Origin of the sequence: Bernardetia sp., from assembly GCF_020630935.1 — a bacterium.
Taxonomy (GTDB): domain Bacteria; phylum Bacteroidota; class Bacteroidia; order Cytophagales; family Bernardetiaceae; genus Bernardetia.
The window spans coordinates 1-17,200 of sequence record NZ_JAHDIG010000083.1 but is presented as its reverse complement, the minus strand read 5'-3'; the positions used below and the strand labels follow the sequence as shown (position 1 = coordinate 17,200).

Sequence of the window (17,200 nt, the reverse complement as noted above, 5' to 3'; positions counted from 1 at the left end):
TTATTAGCATTTTGCCAATTTTTTTTGTTTGAATTTTACCAATTATGAAAAGACACAAGGCTCATTTTAGTTACGTTTTTTCTCACTCTGCATATAATTCTACACCAGTAAAGGTATTTTAAAGTAGTTATTCTCATATAATAAACTTCAATTCACTCTAATAAGGCTTATTTTATATGAACTTTTCCAAAATTTTCAAGACCTTTGCATTCTTAAAACTCTAATACAAAGTTGAAATAAGATTTCAATCTGTTAAATAAAAATACAAAATGAAATACGATATAGTTATTGTTGGAGGTGGAATTGTTGGACTTGCCACAGCTTATCAACTACTTTTGACTCGCCCTTCGCTCAAACTACTCATCATAGAAAAAGAAAACTCTATTGCAAGGCATCAAACAGGAAATAATAGTGGTGTAATTCATTCTGGAATTTACTACAAGCCTAAAAGTTTGAAGGCAATAAACTGTATTCGTGGCTATGAAATGTTATTAGAATTTTGTGAGAAAGAAGGCGTAAGTTTTGATAAATGTGGAAAAGTGATTGTAGCAACAAAAAAAGAAGAAATTCCAGCTCTGCAAAATATTTATGAAAGAGGGATAAAAAATGGTTTGTCTGGACTTAAAAAAATTGGAAAAGAAGAAATTGCTGAACACGAACCACATGTAAAAGGAGTAGAAGGGATTTTTGTTCCACAGACAGGAATCATAGATTATAAGGCTGTTTGTCAGAAATTAGCACAAAAAATACAAGAACTAGGAGGTTATATTCATCTTTCTGAAAAAGTAATGAACATCAAGCTCAACGACGAAACACAAGGAAACTCTACTTTTGCAAAAGTAATTACTTCTAAATCAGAATACCAGACTACTTTGGTTGTAAACTGTGCAGGGTTGTATTCTGATAAAGTTACCAAGATGACTATGCCAGATGCGCCCATCAAAATTATTCCATTCAGAGGAGAATATTATAAACTTGTTCCAGAAAAAAGGTATTTAGTCAAAAATCTTATTTATCCTGTTCCAGACCCTAATTTCCCATTTTTAGGTGTTCATTTTACAAGAATGATAAATGGAGAAGTAGAGGCAGGACCTAATGCTGTATTGGCATATAAGCGTGAAGGGTATAAGAAAACAGATATTTCAGTTTCTGAGCTTTTAGAAACGCTTACCTTTAGTGGTTTTCAGAAAGTAGCTTTTAAATATTGGAAAACAGGCTTAGGCGAAATTCATCGTTCTTACTCAAAAAATGCTTTTACGAAAGCCCTGCAAGAGCTTATTCCAGAAGTAGAAAAAGAAGATTTGGTAACTGCTGATGCAGGCGTCAGAGCGCAAGCCTGTGATAAAGATGGAGGACTTTTAGATGATTTTAAGATTTTAGAAAAACAAGGTGTTATAAATGTTGTCAATGCGCCATCTCCAGCAGCAACTTCTTCGCTGTCGATTGGAAAAACAATTTCTGAAATGGCATTAGCAAGAGTTTGATGTTTTTTCTGAAAGGATGTTTAAATAACCTTTAAAACTGTTATAAATCTTTCTGATAGTCTATTTTAAGCTTTCAAAGTAGTATGTTTGCAAAACTATTAACCATGATACTGTTTTATTAAAGATGAAATTAGTATTGGACATGAGCGATATTGTTGTTGGTTGGTAAGCAGACCAACAATAGCATTGAAATTTTAAATCGTAATCCGTAATTGAATAAGCGTGAAAATAATAGATAAATATATCCTCAAAAAATTTCTAACTACTTATGTTTTTGTAGTGCTAGTTATCTTGGCTGTTATCTGTGCGATAGATTATAGCGAAAAGAGCGACGATTTTCTTAAACACTCTCTTGGTTTTAAGCAAATTGTGGTAGAGTATTATTTTAATTTTATAATGCACATTATCGGACTTATCACTCCTTTAATGGTTTTTATTACCACCGTTTTTGTAACTTCTCGTATGGCTGGACGAACAGAAATTATAGCTATGCTTAGTGGTGGAATGAGTTATTTGAGATTATTCTTTCCGTATATGATTGGTGCTACCATTATTGCAGCTTTTTCCTTTTATTTGAGTGGGTGGGTTGTGCCTCGTGCCAATAAAACTAGGGTAGAATTTGAAACTGCTTATGTAAAAAAACCATTTTCTTTTGATGAACGAAATGTGCATTCTAAGATAGATTCTTCTACTTTTGTATATCTGCAAAGCTACAACAACCGAACCTTTAACGGACGAAAATTTACGATAGAAAAAATAGAGGATAGAAAATTGATAGAAAAATTTTCGGCTGAAAATATCAAATGGGATACTTTAAAAAAGACATGGCATATAGATGAGTACAAAATCCATAAGTTTTTTAAAGAGCGTGAAATCATATTGACAGGAACAGATATGGATACACTTATGGGACTTCTACCAGAAGATTTTGAAAGTAAGTATAGATACAATGAAACACTTACCCTGCCTGAAATAGATGAATATATTGCAGCACAAAAAGCTCGTGGAACAGCATTGGGCTTAGGAATTTATTATGTGGAAAAATATCAGCGTTATGCTTCTCCTTTTGCTATCATAATTCTGACTGTAATGGGAATAGTAGTTTCTTCTAAGAAAACACGACAAGGAACAAGTTTTAATATTGCACTAGGTTTTGTTTTGGCATTTATCTTTATTTTGTTTGTTGTGGTGGCAAGAAGTTTAGGGCAAAGTGGCACATTAGACCCTAGTGTGGGTGCTTGGATTCCAAATGTGATTTTTGGTTTGGTGGCAATCTACTTGTACTGGCGTGCGCCGAAGTAAACTATTCAACAGAAGCCACATTAATAATTCGCTGAATCATTCTAAAGAGTTCAGAAAAAGTTACTTTATCCAATATTTCAAAGGAGAGTGCTTGTGCTTTCTTATGCAGACGAACCACGCTTGTTTTAACATTTTGAGGATGGCTTTGGATAGCTTCTACCCAAAGTTCTATTTCTAATTTTTGAGGTTTTTCTGTGAGGGCTAGTTTGTAGTCAAACTGAAAAGTAACAAAACTGCGATTCATTTTTGGAAAAGAAAGCCATTTGTAGTTCCAACCTTGAATTTTGGCAAAGGTTCTTAATTTTTTTTGATTGAGAATAATTCCTTCAAAGCGTCTGCTTTCTTCTTGTTCTTCTTCTGTCCTCTCAAAAATAGGTCTAAAAATCTGCTGAAAAGGTTGTTTGAGGTTTTTTTGTTTGATGAAATCTTGCCAATATTTTAGCTCTTCATCATCTAAGAAAACAGGATGCAACACTCTAATCAAATCATCTTTCTTTGCTTCCACAGGATTTTTATCTGCATCTACAAAACGTCCAAAAGACGACCACACCGTTTTCCATTCTTTTTTATTCGTTTGTACTTGCCATATCAAATTTTCTACTACTGTTCCTAAAAGTCCGTGATTGGCATACGCATTTTTCCAATGAGAATACGTAAATGTTTTTTGAGTAAGGTAGGTTTTTTCTAGTCGTTCTCTTTGTAATGTTAGTGTTTTTTGAGCTTCGGTTGCTGTATTTTTTAGCTTTTCTATTTTTTGAGGAAACTCTCTTTTCAAAGCAGCAGGCACAGACTTTAATTCTTTTCCATTTATATCAAACCAAGTGAGTTTTACTTTATTTTCTACTACTTGCATCTGATACGCATAGATTTTATTTGGATTTACTTTCGACTGAATTTCCCCTTCTGCAAACCCATTTTCTAAGCCATAATTAGGCAAATGATTTTCTAAAAGCTCAATGAGTTCTAGTTTTTGTTTTTTTGCAATTTGAGCAAGTTTTTTCTCAATGAGTTTTTTTAGCGAAAGCGATTGTAATTTTATCTGAACCGAGAGCAATGCTGAAACAGGGCTTACAGTTTCTATGTCTGCAAGTGCGTAAATGGCTTGTTCGGAAAGTTTATAGGCTGCAATACCAGTAATTTTATCGTTTCTATTTCGTCCTGCTTCTATGGCAAGTTCGGAAAGAAGGTCAATAGAGTTTTGGTCGGCTACGAAAGGTAAAGCACGCATAAGGCGAGCAAAAATAGTCTCGTTCGGATATTCTAAAATATAATTTCTTTCATATTCCAATCCCGATTCGTCTTCATAAAAAACTGTTTTAGGTGGCGTGAGAATAACAAGTTCTAACCAATCGTGAACGACTTTTCGAAACTGTTTTTCTCCTATCTTTTCTAAAATAGGCAGAATCTGTTTTTTGTAGCTTCGTGGCGTAACTTCAGCAATTTTTTCAAACAAATACGACCAAAGAAGCTGTTGTTTTTCTTCTGCATAGTCGAAAAATTCAGTTACAGCATTTCCCCAAACATCGTCTTTATTTATCAATTATGTATTATTTTTTGTCAAAGGAGAGTCTTTTGACCTACGTTTAAAATTTATCGTTCATCACTAATCATTTATTTGATTTCCTTCATTCTTTCAAAAGGTTTTGTTCTATCGAAAAGATAACGATAGGTGGCGTGTTTTTTTACTATTTGAGCCTCTAAGCCTTCACAGAGTTTTATCATATTGGTATTGAAATCTCCAATCCAATTAAATTCTATATAATCGTACTGATAACCACCTTTTTCTTGTCGCTTTTTGTTGATAGAATCTTGAAAGCCCACTACCATTCCCAATGCAACACCTTTGCTCTGAAACTCTGGAGCAACTCCGAAAATCACACCAAAAACTTTATTGTTTTTCTTTTGCATTTTATGCCATAAAAACTTGAGTTTTTGCCAAATTCCAAATTTTCCGTTGAGATGTTTGAAAAGCTGATTTAGTTCTGGCAACATCACATAAAAACCGACAGCTTTCCCTTCAAAATAACCAAACCAAATCAAATCTTCTTCTAAAATAGGTTTCATTTGCTTCAAAAGAGCCTTCGAATCTTCTACGGTTAGTTTTGCAACACCTTCGTGATTTCCCCAGCTTGCATTATAAACATCTCTAAAATCTTCTGCGTGTTTGTCTAAATTTTTCTTATCAATATGTTTGAACTCAAATCCTTCTGACTGCATTATTCTGTCGCCAACTCTTTGTAATCTGTCTGAAACATTTTCAAGATTACGACCATACGTGTATTGCTGAAAATATTCTTGAAAACCCCATTTTTCAAAAAAATCTTTATAATACTCAAAATGATAACCCATCTGATAATTAGGAGGCTTATCAAAGCCATCAATCAGAACGCCCCACCACTGATTGCGTTCTCCAAAATTAATAGGGGCATCCATCGCTTTCATTCCACGCTCTTTTAGCCATTTTTTAGCCTTATCAAACAAAGCAAAAGCTACATTTTCATCTTTAATACATTCAAAAAAACCTGCTCCTCCTGTGGCTTGTTCGTTGTCTTGAAAAACGGTCTTAGGATTAATGAAAGCTGCAATTCTGCCAACTGTTTCACCTTCTTTATTTTGCAATAGCCAACGGATAGCTTGTGCTTTTATATCTTTTTTTTGTTGCTTGAAAACTGGATTTTTTTCTTCATCAAATACAAACTCTATGTCTTTATCTAGTGGACGAATCCAATATGGATTGTCTTTATACAGGCGAGCTGCAAAATCATTAAACTCTTTTTTGTGTTCTTTGGTCTGTACTTCTATGAAATTCATTTCTCTTGCTGAACGAGGATAAGTTAGGATGTTGTAAATTTTAAATAACAAATGTACAATTTTTATTTTTTATAAAACTGAAGTTGTTTAAGAATGTATTTTTTCAACCGTAAACGAGGTTTAAAACCGTCGTTTAGGGTAATTTATCCTCGTTGACGGCTGTATTTTGAGCCTCAACGACGGTTATTTGTCTATTCTTAAACAACTTTACTGATAAAATATAAAATCAAAAACTGTGAATACTGAACGATTACTTGTAAATTGCCTTTACTATTTTAAAATCTTGTAAAGAGTTATATAACACTATTCTATGAAATTATTTTCTCGTTATTTTTTTCTATCTCTATTTTTTCTCTTGTCTATTGTTGATGCGAAAGCTCAAAATGCAGAGCAAAATAAACGGTTTTTTAAATTAATAAATTTGAAAGACAAAGTAAATAAAGGTTTTTTTCAAGTGGATAAGCAAATTACAAAACTCCTTTTTGAAGGAGCTAAACAAGGGAAACTGCCTATTTATGAACTAGATTATAAAACAGGTGATACAAAAAAAGTAGAAACAAAACGTTTGAAGACAGAATATATGGACAAATTTCAAACACTTTCTACAAGCCAACTTAGCATTTTAGGAATTGATTATGTAGAAAGTACGAAAAATGGAGAAACTAAAAATTATATTCAGTATTTGCATCTGTTTGTTGCTGGAGAATATTTTTCAGATGCAAAGCCTCAATTTGTGGTAGCTTTTCGTTATGAAGATGCTAAAAATTTTTTAGATAACGACCACCGTAGCGTTTGGTTGCCTAACCAAAATGAAACAGAGAGTAATAGTTTTTTTGAAAATTTGTTTTTAGCAGATGAAACAGAGCAAGCAGAGATGAGCCAAAAGTTGGCAAGTCTTGTAAAAAGTGGAAAGATTACGTCTTACGATTTAGAAAATTTTGAATACAAAGAGAAAGAAAAAGGACAAAAAAAACAGCTCAAAGAGCCTCAAAAAATGACTGCTGAGCAGTTTCTTAGCCGTTGGAACTCACTCACAGATGCGCCAGTAGGAGAAATCAGAATACAAAATATAGATAACAGGATTCCCACCAAAAACTCACACGACTTTTTTACGGCAAAGTGGATAACCGTTTGGAATACAAAAACGGATTATTTAAAACCAGTAGCTTCATTTTTAGTAGATGAAATACAGCCATTTTTACACCAAAATACAACAAAATCAGAAAAAAGGCAGATTACAACCTATACAAATGCTTTGCAAAATATGTATTTTGAGCCTCAAAGTACAGAATGGAAAAATGAAAATTTAGGAGATGAGCCTTTTTATCTTTACGATTTAGATGCAGATAATGAAATATTGAATAAGTTGGCATATTATGTAAGAACAGAAATCTATTTGGATGAAAATGTAAATCAATCCTTATTCAAAACAGATAATGAAATTTCAAAACTACTTTTGGAGGCTGCTGAAAAAGGAAAGTTACAAGCCTATGAAGCAAGCTACAATGCTGAAAAAGGAAATTTTTATGAGCGTGAAATAGATTTTTCAGAAGTGAAGGCAAATCTTTTAAAAGTTAGTAAGGAAAAAACACCTGCTGAAATATTAAATATCAGCGAGAAGCAAGTAGAACTAGGAATTTCCCTAGAGCAAGTAGCAGAACTAGAAGAATACAGAAATCAGCAAGCTAAAGAACTTTTCGAAACCAATGAACTTTATACCGACCCTTCTAGCAAATTTTTCTATATGTCGGATATTTCGCTTTTAGAAATTGAAAACGAAGTGATTTATGATACAAAGCAAAATCGTTATTTCTTTCAGTCAGCTTATGTTTCGCTATATGTTCCTGCTGAAAAATCTAGTATTGAGGTAAACAAACTGATTGCAAAGTTTAAAATTCAAGATGTTTTGAAGACACTCAAATCTAGTCCAAAAATCAGTTTGTCTGACTACCAAAGACAGTTTATTTATCAAAACTATGAAAAGCAGAAGCGTATTCCTAAGCGAGTAAATTACGCCTATTTTCTCTGTAAGCAGCTTTATGTAGGCAATAAATGGATGGTAGATGGTGTGTTTTGGGAGTAGGATTCTAATGTCATCGGTGGGGACACTATAACCGTAAGGGTAATTATTGTCTTGCTTCTAAAAACTGGTGTATGGTTCGCTTCTACGAAGCTTATCAAAATACTAATTCTATAAACTACCTATGGAATGCCCTTACAGGGCTACTATTTAGCCTCGTTAGAGGTAAATCCATTGGTAGAACTAAAATAGTTTTGATAATTATAAGTTCCGTAGGAACGAACCGTTAGTCATATCGCTAAATTGTTGAAAGACCAAAAAAAATTAGGGTTTGTTTGAAGGTTTACGAATACTTTCTTTTTCTCCAAAAATACCACCCCAAGCCAAACACAATAATGATAAGGTTAGGCAAAACTAAATTAAGAAACTGCCAATAGCTTTTTTCTTCTTGAATCTTGAACGTATCCAACGGACGGATTTCAAAATCTTTTGTTCTTGAAGTGATAATTCCACCTTCATCTAGCATATAGGCGAGTGCATTGGTCAGAAATTCTTCGTTGGAATACGTGTTTTTACTTACCTCGTCGTAACCCATCGGCAATGGTTGGCGAGTGCGCCTGTCAAAACCATTGGAAAGTAAATCCCCATCTCCCACTACCAATACTTTTGAATCTTTGCCTTTCTGAATAAAATCATCTTGAGAAAAACCACTTGGAGGAAAACGCCCTTGAAAAGCTGACTTAAACTCTCCTTCCAAAAGATACGCTAACGGAATAGTAGAAGTTTGATAGAGTTTTGGATTGAGGTCTTCCCTAAGTTCGTCTAATGAAATGAGTGTCGGTACTTTTTTGATGCGTGAATATTGAGAAGAAAAAATAAGAGGTGTTTTGACGATTCCGTCTGCCTTGACAGAATCTAATGTACTGACAAACTTAAACATTAGCGCATCCATATTTTTTGTAATCGGATGGGTTGAAAAACTGCCAGTAGTAGCATAATATGGAAATGGAATTGGTTGTACATTAGATTGATTGCCTCGTTGCCCTACATTTACCAAAATCTGTCCAGACTGCGTATCCTGTAAAAGGTCTTGATTCACTCTTACGCCATAACGAAAAATCATTTCATTGAGACCTAAATTATAAGCAAAAGCGTACGTTCCTCCTTGTGCGATGCTGTCCAAATTCATTTGTACTTGGTCTATAAAAAAGAGCAGTTTTCCTCCATTCATCAAATATTGGTCTAATTGATAACGGTCGTTGTCGGTATAGGAAAGGTTAGGTTTTGCTACTACGATTGCATCATATTTTGAAAGACTTTGAATAGGATTTTGAGTTTTTGAATTTAAAGAATTACTCAAATTTTCGTTCAAATTCAATCTTTCAACAATATAGTTTTCACTTAGAGTTTGAGAGAGAGAAATAAGTCTGTCGTTGGAAAGTTCGCCGTGTCCTTCAACAAATGCAATACTACTTTTCTCTTTTTTACTTAGCTTTTGAATGGCTGAAATAAGTTCGTATTCAATATTTTCAATAGATTGATTGAGCTGTTCTTGTGGCGAGGCTGTACGGTTTCCTTTCAGAAGCAAAACAGGCTTTTCCTTATTTTTATACGACACAATCGCTGATGGAAAGATAAGTTTTTCTACTTTCTTACCCTGCACAGTTTCGAAAACAGTTGTAGGCTGCACGCCACGACTAGCAAGCTGCTGATAATAACGACTTTGCTCCTCTGGATTGCTAGAAACCTCTTCTGGATTGATAAATGTAAACTGAATATTGCTTCCTGCATAGACTTCAAACTCTTGCAGCGTTTCTTTGACTGATTTTTGAAGACGTTTGAAAGAGGCATTGAGTTCGCCTTCCAAATAAATTTCTATAAAAACAGGTTCTTCTAAGTTTTCTAGTATTTCCTTAGACGATTCTGTAATGGTGTAGCGTTTTTCAGCCGTGAGGTCTAGGCGAAAAAAATAGCTTTGCGCTAAAATATTTATTAATACCAAACCTAAAAACAGGACAACTAATTGCATAGCGTTTTCCCATTTTTTTGTATTGATTTGGAAGGAAGGAGTATTTGAATTTTTTTCTGACATAGGATATTTTTATATCAAAAATTTAAAGTTATATCGGTACTGACCTATCGGTCTGACCTTATTAAGTTAGGTCAGTCTCGTCAGAGCAGACCAAAAAGATTATTTATATCAACATCAAAAAAAGGCTATTCTTTCAAGAAATCATTTTATATCTCTTTCAAAAAGAAAGGAACAAAAAGAAATTGAGAAGATAGCCTTTTGAGTTGTATCAGTTCTGGAAAGCTAAAATAAAAGAAGCGAGAAACCAGCGTGCGCTAAAATTGATAAAACAACTGACAACAAAAAATTGAAAATTGAGTGATTAAAACTGGATTTCTGTTTTCAAATACGATAGCTTTCCATTCGTTTTCTAAATAAATGAAACAGAAGCAAAAATGTTTTACCTTTATTTCACTACAAAGGTGCAAAAAAAATCTAGTTAAACAAGTGTTTTGTGTGTTTTTTTTGCGCTGATAAACTGTTTTAGATATTTTTTATGTATTAACGAGTGAAGAGACAAATTAAAAATACATTTAGTTTATACACCACATAGGCACATAGAATAAATTTCTTTTACCCTCTTTTAAGGTTTACAAATTTTTCTTCTCCATTTACTTCTACATCAAAGCCAAATTTTTCTGGTACAAATTTGATTTTATCAAACTCAAAATTGAGAAGCGTTTTGCCTTCAATATCCAATATACCATATTTTCCTTTCTTTTTAGCAATAATAAGCGTCTTGAAGAACGCATTTTTTTCAGTTTCTAAGGCAAGATAACGTATTTCCTCATACGTGTCCTCTAATTTTTGCTTGCCTTTTCTGTCAATGGCTGTCCATTTTCTGCCTTTTCTGACAAATGCTAAATCTTTTCGAAAGGCTTCAGCAGCATCATACTCTATTTTAATGACTTCTTTTCCTTCCAAGTTTATCCAACCCCATTTTCCATCTTCTTGAACTAAAGCAATCAAATCTTCTGCTTCTCCTTTTGTATTGCCTTTTTCTGTAGAAAATTCACCTAAGTATTCATATTTAGGAGTTAAAATAGACTGATTATGTAGTAAAATAAAACCGTATTTTGTGCCTTGCTGTATTTTTAAGATGTGCGTAGTATGTGTTTTTTTCTTTTCTTCTACTCGTACCATTTGTAAATGTTCGATGGCATTATATTCTGAGCGAAGCAAAGGAACATTATTATGAAGGTCAAAAAGCCCGTATTTTCCTGCTTTTTTGGCTGTGATGAGTTCAGGTTTTACTAGCTTTTCAGTTTCAGTTGTGTCTCCATAGCGTGAGAATAAATATTTTACAAAGTCAATTTCTTCATACGAGGCACGAATGACCACATTTCCATACGCATCTGCTAAACCTACTTTTCCTCTATTATAAAAACGCATCACCTTTGTTTTTCCACTCCCACTTTGACAGCTTTCTGGCATAAATTCAATTTTTTCGTAAAGTGCTGTAAGTGGTTTGCCTGTGGCATCCAAAACACCATATTTTCCTCTGCCTTTTACTAAAAGTGTTCCCTCCCAACGTGTGCAGGTAGAATCTTCGCCTTCAAAAAAACTAATTTCCTCATATTGAAAGGGTACAATTGTCGCATTGGTATCATTCAAAACACCTAATTTTCCCTCAACACTTGCAATTTTAATAGAATCTCCTCCATAGGCTAAAAGAGCTTTTCTTTCAATGATGGTAGTATCTACTGTAGTTTTTAGGTCTTCTTCTGTCGCTTTCTCCCAACCGTCGTCATCTTGAGCGAAAGTGATTATGGGAAGTGTGAAAAATGCTAATAGTGCAAAGTAAAAACCTAACTTGCTGAAAATGAGATTTATAAAATTCATAGGAAGGATGATAATATAATTTTTTTGATTTTTTATAAGACATAGTTTAGAATAGCAAATAATATTCCTTTTTCTTTGTAGTGTTTTGATTATATAAAACCAACATGTACCCATTTTTTCATAGCGTAGTGTGTTATGAAAGAAGCAAATTATTGAAAATTAATCATACCATAAAACCAAACTTATGGAAATCAGCCTTACCACACCAGCATTACTTTTCCCTGCTATCTCTTTACTTTTACTCGCTTATACAAATCGCTTTCTAGCTATTGCAAATCTAATCCGAAATCTTCACGAAAAATACGAAAACGAACCCAATAAAATTCTGATAGAACAGATAAGAAATCTTAGAAAAAGAGTTTATCTGATTCGTAATATGCAATTTTTGGGAGTTTCTAGCCTTCTTTTATGTGTTACGTGTATGTTTGTTATTTTTTGGGAACAAAAATTAGCTGGGCAATGGCTCTTTGGAATAAGTTTAGTTTTGCTAATGCTCTCTCTCTTTTTGTCTGTAATCGAAATACAAATTTCTATAAAAGCCCTCAATATTCAGATTGGAAAGATGGAAAAACGGAAATAATTGATAATTAAAAATTCCCTGTTCTGTGACTCACAGAACAGAAAATGCGCCTTATTTTTTGTTGATTTAAAATCTTATATCTCAAATACAAAACCTTCTTTTACAAGCTGCTCATATTTGTCTTTGTCAAACTTATAAAGCTGTGCAGCTCGGTGAGAAACGTTCTTTTGATATTCATCCAATGGAATGAGAAGTTTAGTTTTTAGTATCTTTCTTCTAAAATTTCGTTTGTCTAGTGTTGTTCCCAAAACGTGTTCGTAGAGTGTTTGGAGTTGCGAAAGAGGAAATTTTTCTGGCAAAAGTTCAAAGCCAATCGGCTGATAACGAACTTTTCCTCTCAATCGTTCTAAAGCTACTTTCATGACTTCTTCGTGATCGAAGGCAAGTTTGATGTCTGAAAGCTCTGTAACGCTAAACCATTTTGTATCAGCAGCATCAGAAGCAGCTTTTATCTGGTCGGCATGATGAGCTAAATTTACTAAAGCATAATAAGCAATGCTAATCACTCTGCCTCTTGGGTCACGGTCGGGCGCACCAAAAGTATAGAGTTGCTCCATAAAAAGGTCGTTCATTCCTGTTTCCTCTTCTAGCTCTCGCCTTGCAGCTGTTTCCAAATCTTCATCCATATCTACAAATCCACCAGGAAATGCCCAAGTTCCAGCAAAAGGGTCGTGCGCTCGTTCTATCAAAAGCACCTTTAAATCGGCATTTTCGCTGTCCCAAGCAAAAATAATACAGTCGACGGTAACAGAAGGGCGTGGGTATTCGTAGCTATACATAGATTTAGGTTTAGATAGAGAACAAGTTTATATGTTAGTGTTTTTTGTACACAAACTAAGCCATTTTTTTTTAATAAACCAATTTTGAAACCAAAAAATTAAGAAAACGTAGCAACAACTTTACCTTTTAAGTGATTTTCTAAATCAAAAAAGGGTGAGTTGTCAGATTTTGAAGCATTCATTTTTTTTGTAAATGTCCATTCTTCATCTGGATAGAAAACGGTTAGATTGGCTTTTTCTCCTTCTTTTATTTGAGGCTGTTTGAGTTTTAAAATCTTTCTTGGATTAATGGTCATTTTTTGAATCAACTCTTCTAAGCTCAAAAGATTTTCTGTTTGTTTTCTAATGGCTGCAAAGGCTGTTTGAAAATTAATTATACCAAAATCTGCTAAATCAAACTCTAATTTCTTACATTCCTCATCGAACGGAATATGATTAGAAACGATAACATCTATCGTATTATCTTGCAACCCTTCTAAAATTGCATTTTTATCAGATAAATTTCTAAATGGAGGGAAAACTTTTAAGTTGGTATCAAAAATAAATTCATTTTTTGCTAAATCTTCATCCAAAAAAGAAAGCTGATAAGCAGCTATATCACAGGTTACATTCAAACCTTCTGCTTTTGCCTTTCGGATTAAGTCCACACTTCTGGCTGATGAGATAGTAGAAAAATGAAGTTTTCCTCCTGTGTAACGCAAGATTTCCAAATCTCTTTGAATCATCATTTCTTCGGCAATAGTTGGCAAGCCTTTCAGACCCAAACGTGTGGAGGTTGTGCCTTCGTGCATGTGTCCAGTAGAGAGATTTTCGTCTGATGGAAGCTGCATAATAAGTCCATCAAAAGCCTGTGCATACTGTAAGGTTCGCATCAAAACTCCTGTATGGGAAATGTTTTTCAGTCCATCAGAAAAAGCAACTGCACCAGCTTTGTGAAGGTCATGCATTTGTGTCATTTCCTTGCCTTCTGTTTTGTGGGTAAGTGCAGAAATAGCTAAAAATTCTACGTTAGAGCTGCTTTTTCTATTCTGTTGCTCTAAAAAATAGATATTTTCTTTGTTTTCGATGGTAGGCTGCGTGTTGGGTAGAATAGCTACTTGTGTAAAACCTCCCTTGCTTGCTGCCTTGCTTGCGCTTGCTAGTGTCTCCCTATGTTCCATCCCCGGTTCTGTAACCAAAGCACGCATATCACACCAACCTACTGAGACACAAGCTCCTTCACATTCTAAAACTTCATAGTTTTTAGGAGCTTGAATATCAGAACTATATTCTACAATATGAGTAATTTTTTTTTCGCTAATTCCGATACAATAGGCTGTATCAGAGTTATAATTTGTATCTAGAATCTTTACATTGGGAAGCCAGTAGGCAGACGATTTTTCTAATTGCATAAGTGGAAATAAAGGCTAAAACAGATAGACAACATTTGATGCTGCAAAGGTAAAAACTTTGATGGAAAATAATTTTAGCAAAGAGAAAAATATCATTTGATTTTTGTAATGCTAAAGTGTTAAAAATTGGATTTAATTTGTCTTTGATAATAAAATTTACATACCTTTATGCTATACTCACTTCTATAATATAATAATTTCTAATTTTTTATTCAGAATTATTTCTAATTATAAATTACATTTTCCACAATTCCCCAAAATTGTAATCGGTAATTTTATAATTCGCAACTCAATTTCTTTAATGAACAAATTATGTTTTGAACTTCGCAACATACTTTCTGTATGTGCTGTTTTTTTATGTAGTATTTTCTACACTGCTTCAGCTTTTAGCCAATGCAACCCTGCTGTGAATGACCCCAGTTTCAATCCCTTAGATCAAGGGCTAGGTAAGGGAGATGGTACAGGTCATGCAGGTACAACTTGGACTAATCGTCAACTTATTAGGTGGACTGATGATCGTTTTATCATTGCAAATACAACAAGTCGTTATAATGGGTCACCTTGTGAGGGTTTTGTTGTTATAGATGAGAATGGTGTAAGAGATTCTAACTTTATCCCTTCAATTAGTACTGAGTTTGATTCTGTTGCTGCTACTAGAAATATAAAGGTACAGCAAGATGATAAGCTAGTAATAGGAGGTATTTTTGTGAATCGCTCTGGAGAAACTACTTACATGGTTAGACTCAATACAGATGGTAGTATTGATACTTCATTTAGTGAAAATGTGTTTGAGGCAGGTTCTTATATTTATTCAATAGATATACAGGCAGACGGAAAAGTACTCGTAGCTGGATATTTGAAAATAGCAAATGGTGTCAAGCATTTAGTTCGTTTGAATAATGATGGTAATGTAGATGCATCTTTTGTACAAGGATATGCTGTTGATGATGTTTCTCCTAACTATACTTATTTAGAAGCTGTAAAGGTTTTGGATAATGGAAAAATTCTAGTAGCAGGTACTTTTGAGAGCTTCAATTCTTTTTCTAAAAGAGGAATCGTTCGTTTAAATAGTGATGGAAGTGTAGATAATACATTTAATGTAGGAGGAAGTGGTGCTTCTGGACATGTATTTTGTATTGCAATCCAAAATGACCAAAAAATTATTATTGGAGGATATTTTGGTGCTTATAACGGAACAACGAGAGGAGCAGTAGCAAGGCTTAATGAAGATGGTTCTCTTGATATGTCGTTTGATAGCTCTGTTGGAGTAATCAACTCTGCTTTACCACTTACTTATGGTGATATCAGAAATATTATGATTCAGCAAGATGGAAAGGTCATTATTGGTGGTTTTTTCCATCATTATAATCTTACACCTCAAATGTCCATTTCACGTCTAAATTCAAATGGTACTTTAGACAATAGTTTTACTCCACCACCTAATTGGGGTAGAGCATTTTCTTCTCAAGAACTAGATAATGGAAAGATAATTTTGTTGAGTGGCATAGACCGTACAGGTATACAACGTTTAAACTCAAATGGAACTTGGGATAATACTTTCAACTCTAGTTATGGTTTTGACGATACTATATATTTTGCAAAAATACTTTCTGATGGTAGAATATTTGTAAAAGGTGGTGGAAAATATAACAATCAGTTAGGTCGCTCAAGCAGTATTCTTACGAATGGTGGACAAGGGGTAGATAATTCTTTTAAGTTTGAACCAGCTACCCAAACTAATTATGTTATAGTAACAGCAAGTAATATTTTAGAAGAATACAATCAGAAGTTTATAACTCAAAGCAATGTCAGAAATATCATAAGACTAAACTCAGATGGTACACAGGATAACTCATTTAATTTGAGTCCTAATATAGTTGCAATAGGTTCATTTGGTTTTGGGCTAGAAATCAAGCAGGCGAAATCACAGCAAGACGGTAAAATTATAATTTCAGGAGACTTTAGAGAAAATATAAATGGGGGAATAGGATTAGCAAGATTACATCCTAATGGTAGTTTAGATGTTTCCTTTACTACATCAAATAATGATGATATAGAAGAAATAGTAGTATTACCTAACGATAAAGTATTTTTAGGTGGAAGTTTTTCGATGCATAATGGAAATCAAGCAAATTATATTGTTAAATTGAATGCTGATGGTAGTATTGACAACAACTTTCAATCGGAGCTACCATCTCAACCAAGTTCGGTTTACAAAATATTCCCACTCGCAAGTGGGGAAATAGCAGTGGCAGGTATTTTTTCAAATACTAATAATACATCTACTCATAAGTTAGTCAAGTTACAAAGTACTGGCGAAGTAGTTTCATCTTTTGATGTTCCAGTAAATGGAAGAATAAAGGATATAAAAGAGTTAGCAAACGGTGATTTACTGATAGTAGGTGATTTTACACAAGTAAATAGTATTAGCCGTAATCATATTGCGTTTTTAAATACGGATGGTTCACTCTCAACAGCTTATAATGTGGGTGTAGGTGCTAATTCTCCTATTAACTCAATAGTTTTGAAAGATGATAATATATATTTATTTGGTAGTTTTACTAGTTATAATGGACAAGGGAAAAATCGTGTAACACGTTTATCGCTTTCTGCTATTAATATAGCAAACATTACTCCTCCCCAAAATCAATATGGTCTATGTATAGATACTCAAACTACTCTTGCAGTGAGTAACCAAGGAACAGTTTATTGGTACGATTCACCAACAAGCACTACTCCAATAGGTATAGGAGATACATTAAGAACGCCAATTTTGATTCAAGATTCTACCTACTTTTATGCTTTAGATTCAGTAATAGGTTGTGGAAGTAGTGATAGATTAGAACTTTTAGTAACTACATCACAGTCACTAAACGCAGTCAGTAAAACAAATTACACAGCCTATTTAGATGCTACTGGA

At 33.7% G+C, this 17,200-nt stretch carries 11 protein-coding genes; 5 read left to right on the top strand and 6 right to left on the bottom strand.

What is annotated here, in order from left to right; genetic code table 11:
• Positions 1-269 precede the first annotated feature (269 nt).
• The gene (lhgO, locus tag QZ659_RS17890; RefSeq protein WP_291727955.1) at positions 270-1,484 is read left to right on the top strand and encodes an L-2-hydroxyglutarate oxidase; all 1,215 of its coding nucleotides are present in this window, start codon (positions 270-272) and stop codon (positions 1,482-1,484) included.
• Positions 1,485-1,706: 222 nt separating this feature from the next.
• Complete coding sequence (locus tag QZ659_RS17885) at positions 1,707-2,786, top strand: LptF/LptG family permease (protein ID WP_291727953.1); 1,080 nt, start codon at positions 1,707-1,709, stop codon at positions 2,784-2,786.
• A gap of 1 nt (position 2,787) precedes the next feature.
• Here QZ659_RS17885 and QZ659_RS17880 read toward each other — a convergent pair whose 3' ends face one another.
• Positions 2,788-4,326, bottom strand: a complete 1,539-nt coding sequence (locus QZ659_RS17880) for a DUF4132 domain-containing protein (RefSeq protein WP_291727951.1) — start codon at positions 4,324-4,326, stop codon at positions 2,788-2,790.
• A 71-nt stretch (positions 4,327-4,397) separates the two neighbouring features.
• Positions 4,398-5,597, bottom strand: coding sequence for a hypothetical protein (locus QZ659_RS17875; protein WP_291727949.1), 1,200 nt, complete (start codon positions 5,595-5,597; stop codon positions 4,398-4,400).
• A 310-nt stretch (positions 5,598-5,907) separates the two neighbouring features.
• On the opposite strand from QZ659_RS17875, the gene QZ659_RS17870 reads away from it, so the two are divergent.
• Complete coding sequence (locus QZ659_RS17870) at positions 5,908-7,680, top strand: hypothetical protein (protein ID WP_291727947.1); 1,773 nt, start codon at positions 5,908-5,910, stop codon at positions 7,678-7,680.
• A gap of 280 nt (positions 7,681-7,960) precedes the next feature.
• On the opposite strand, the gene gldG is transcribed toward QZ659_RS17870, so the two are convergent.
• Positions 7,961-9,709 carry a gliding motility-associated ABC transporter substrate-binding protein GldG gene (gene gldG, locus QZ659_RS17865; protein ID WP_291727945.1) on the bottom strand — a complete coding sequence of 583 codons (1,749 nt, stop codon included), beginning with the start codon at positions 9,707-9,709 and terminating at the stop codon, positions 7,961-7,963.
• Between the two features lie 552 nt (positions 9,710-10,261).
• Positions 10,262-11,530 (bottom strand): WG repeat-containing protein, encoded by a 1,269-nt coding sequence (locus tag QZ659_RS17860; protein ID WP_291727942.1) that lies wholly within the window; start codon positions 11,528-11,530, stop codon positions 10,262-10,264.
• 184 nt (positions 11,531-11,714) lie between these two features.
• Between QZ659_RS17860 and QZ659_RS17855 the strand changes: the two genes are divergently transcribed.
• Positions 11,715-12,110, top strand: coding sequence for a DUF2721 domain-containing protein (locus tag QZ659_RS17855; RefSeq protein ID WP_291727940.1), 396 nt, complete (start codon positions 11,715-11,717; stop codon positions 12,108-12,110).
• 74 nt (positions 12,111-12,184) lie between these two features.
• On the opposite strand, the gene QZ659_RS17850 is transcribed toward QZ659_RS17855, so the two are convergent.
• Both QZ659_RS17850 and QZ659_RS17845 read right to left on the bottom strand, forming a co-directional pair.
• Positions 12,185-12,889: an NUDIX hydrolase gene (locus tag QZ659_RS17850; RefSeq protein WP_291727938.1), complete on the bottom strand. Its 705-nt coding sequence runs from the start codon at positions 12,887-12,889 to the stop codon at positions 12,185-12,187.
• Between the two features lie 98 nt (positions 12,890-12,987).
• Entirely contained in the window at positions 12,988-14,280 is a 1,293-nt protein-coding gene (locus QZ659_RS17845) for a dihydroorotase (RefSeq protein WP_291727936.1), read from the bottom strand.
• A gap of 301 nt (positions 14,281-14,581) precedes the next feature.
• Between QZ659_RS17845 and QZ659_RS17840 the strand changes: the two genes are divergently transcribed.
• Positions 14,582-17,200, top strand: a 2,619-nt coding sequence (locus QZ659_RS17840; protein ID WP_291727935.1) for a hypothetical protein, incomplete at its 3' end; no start/stop codon positions are given.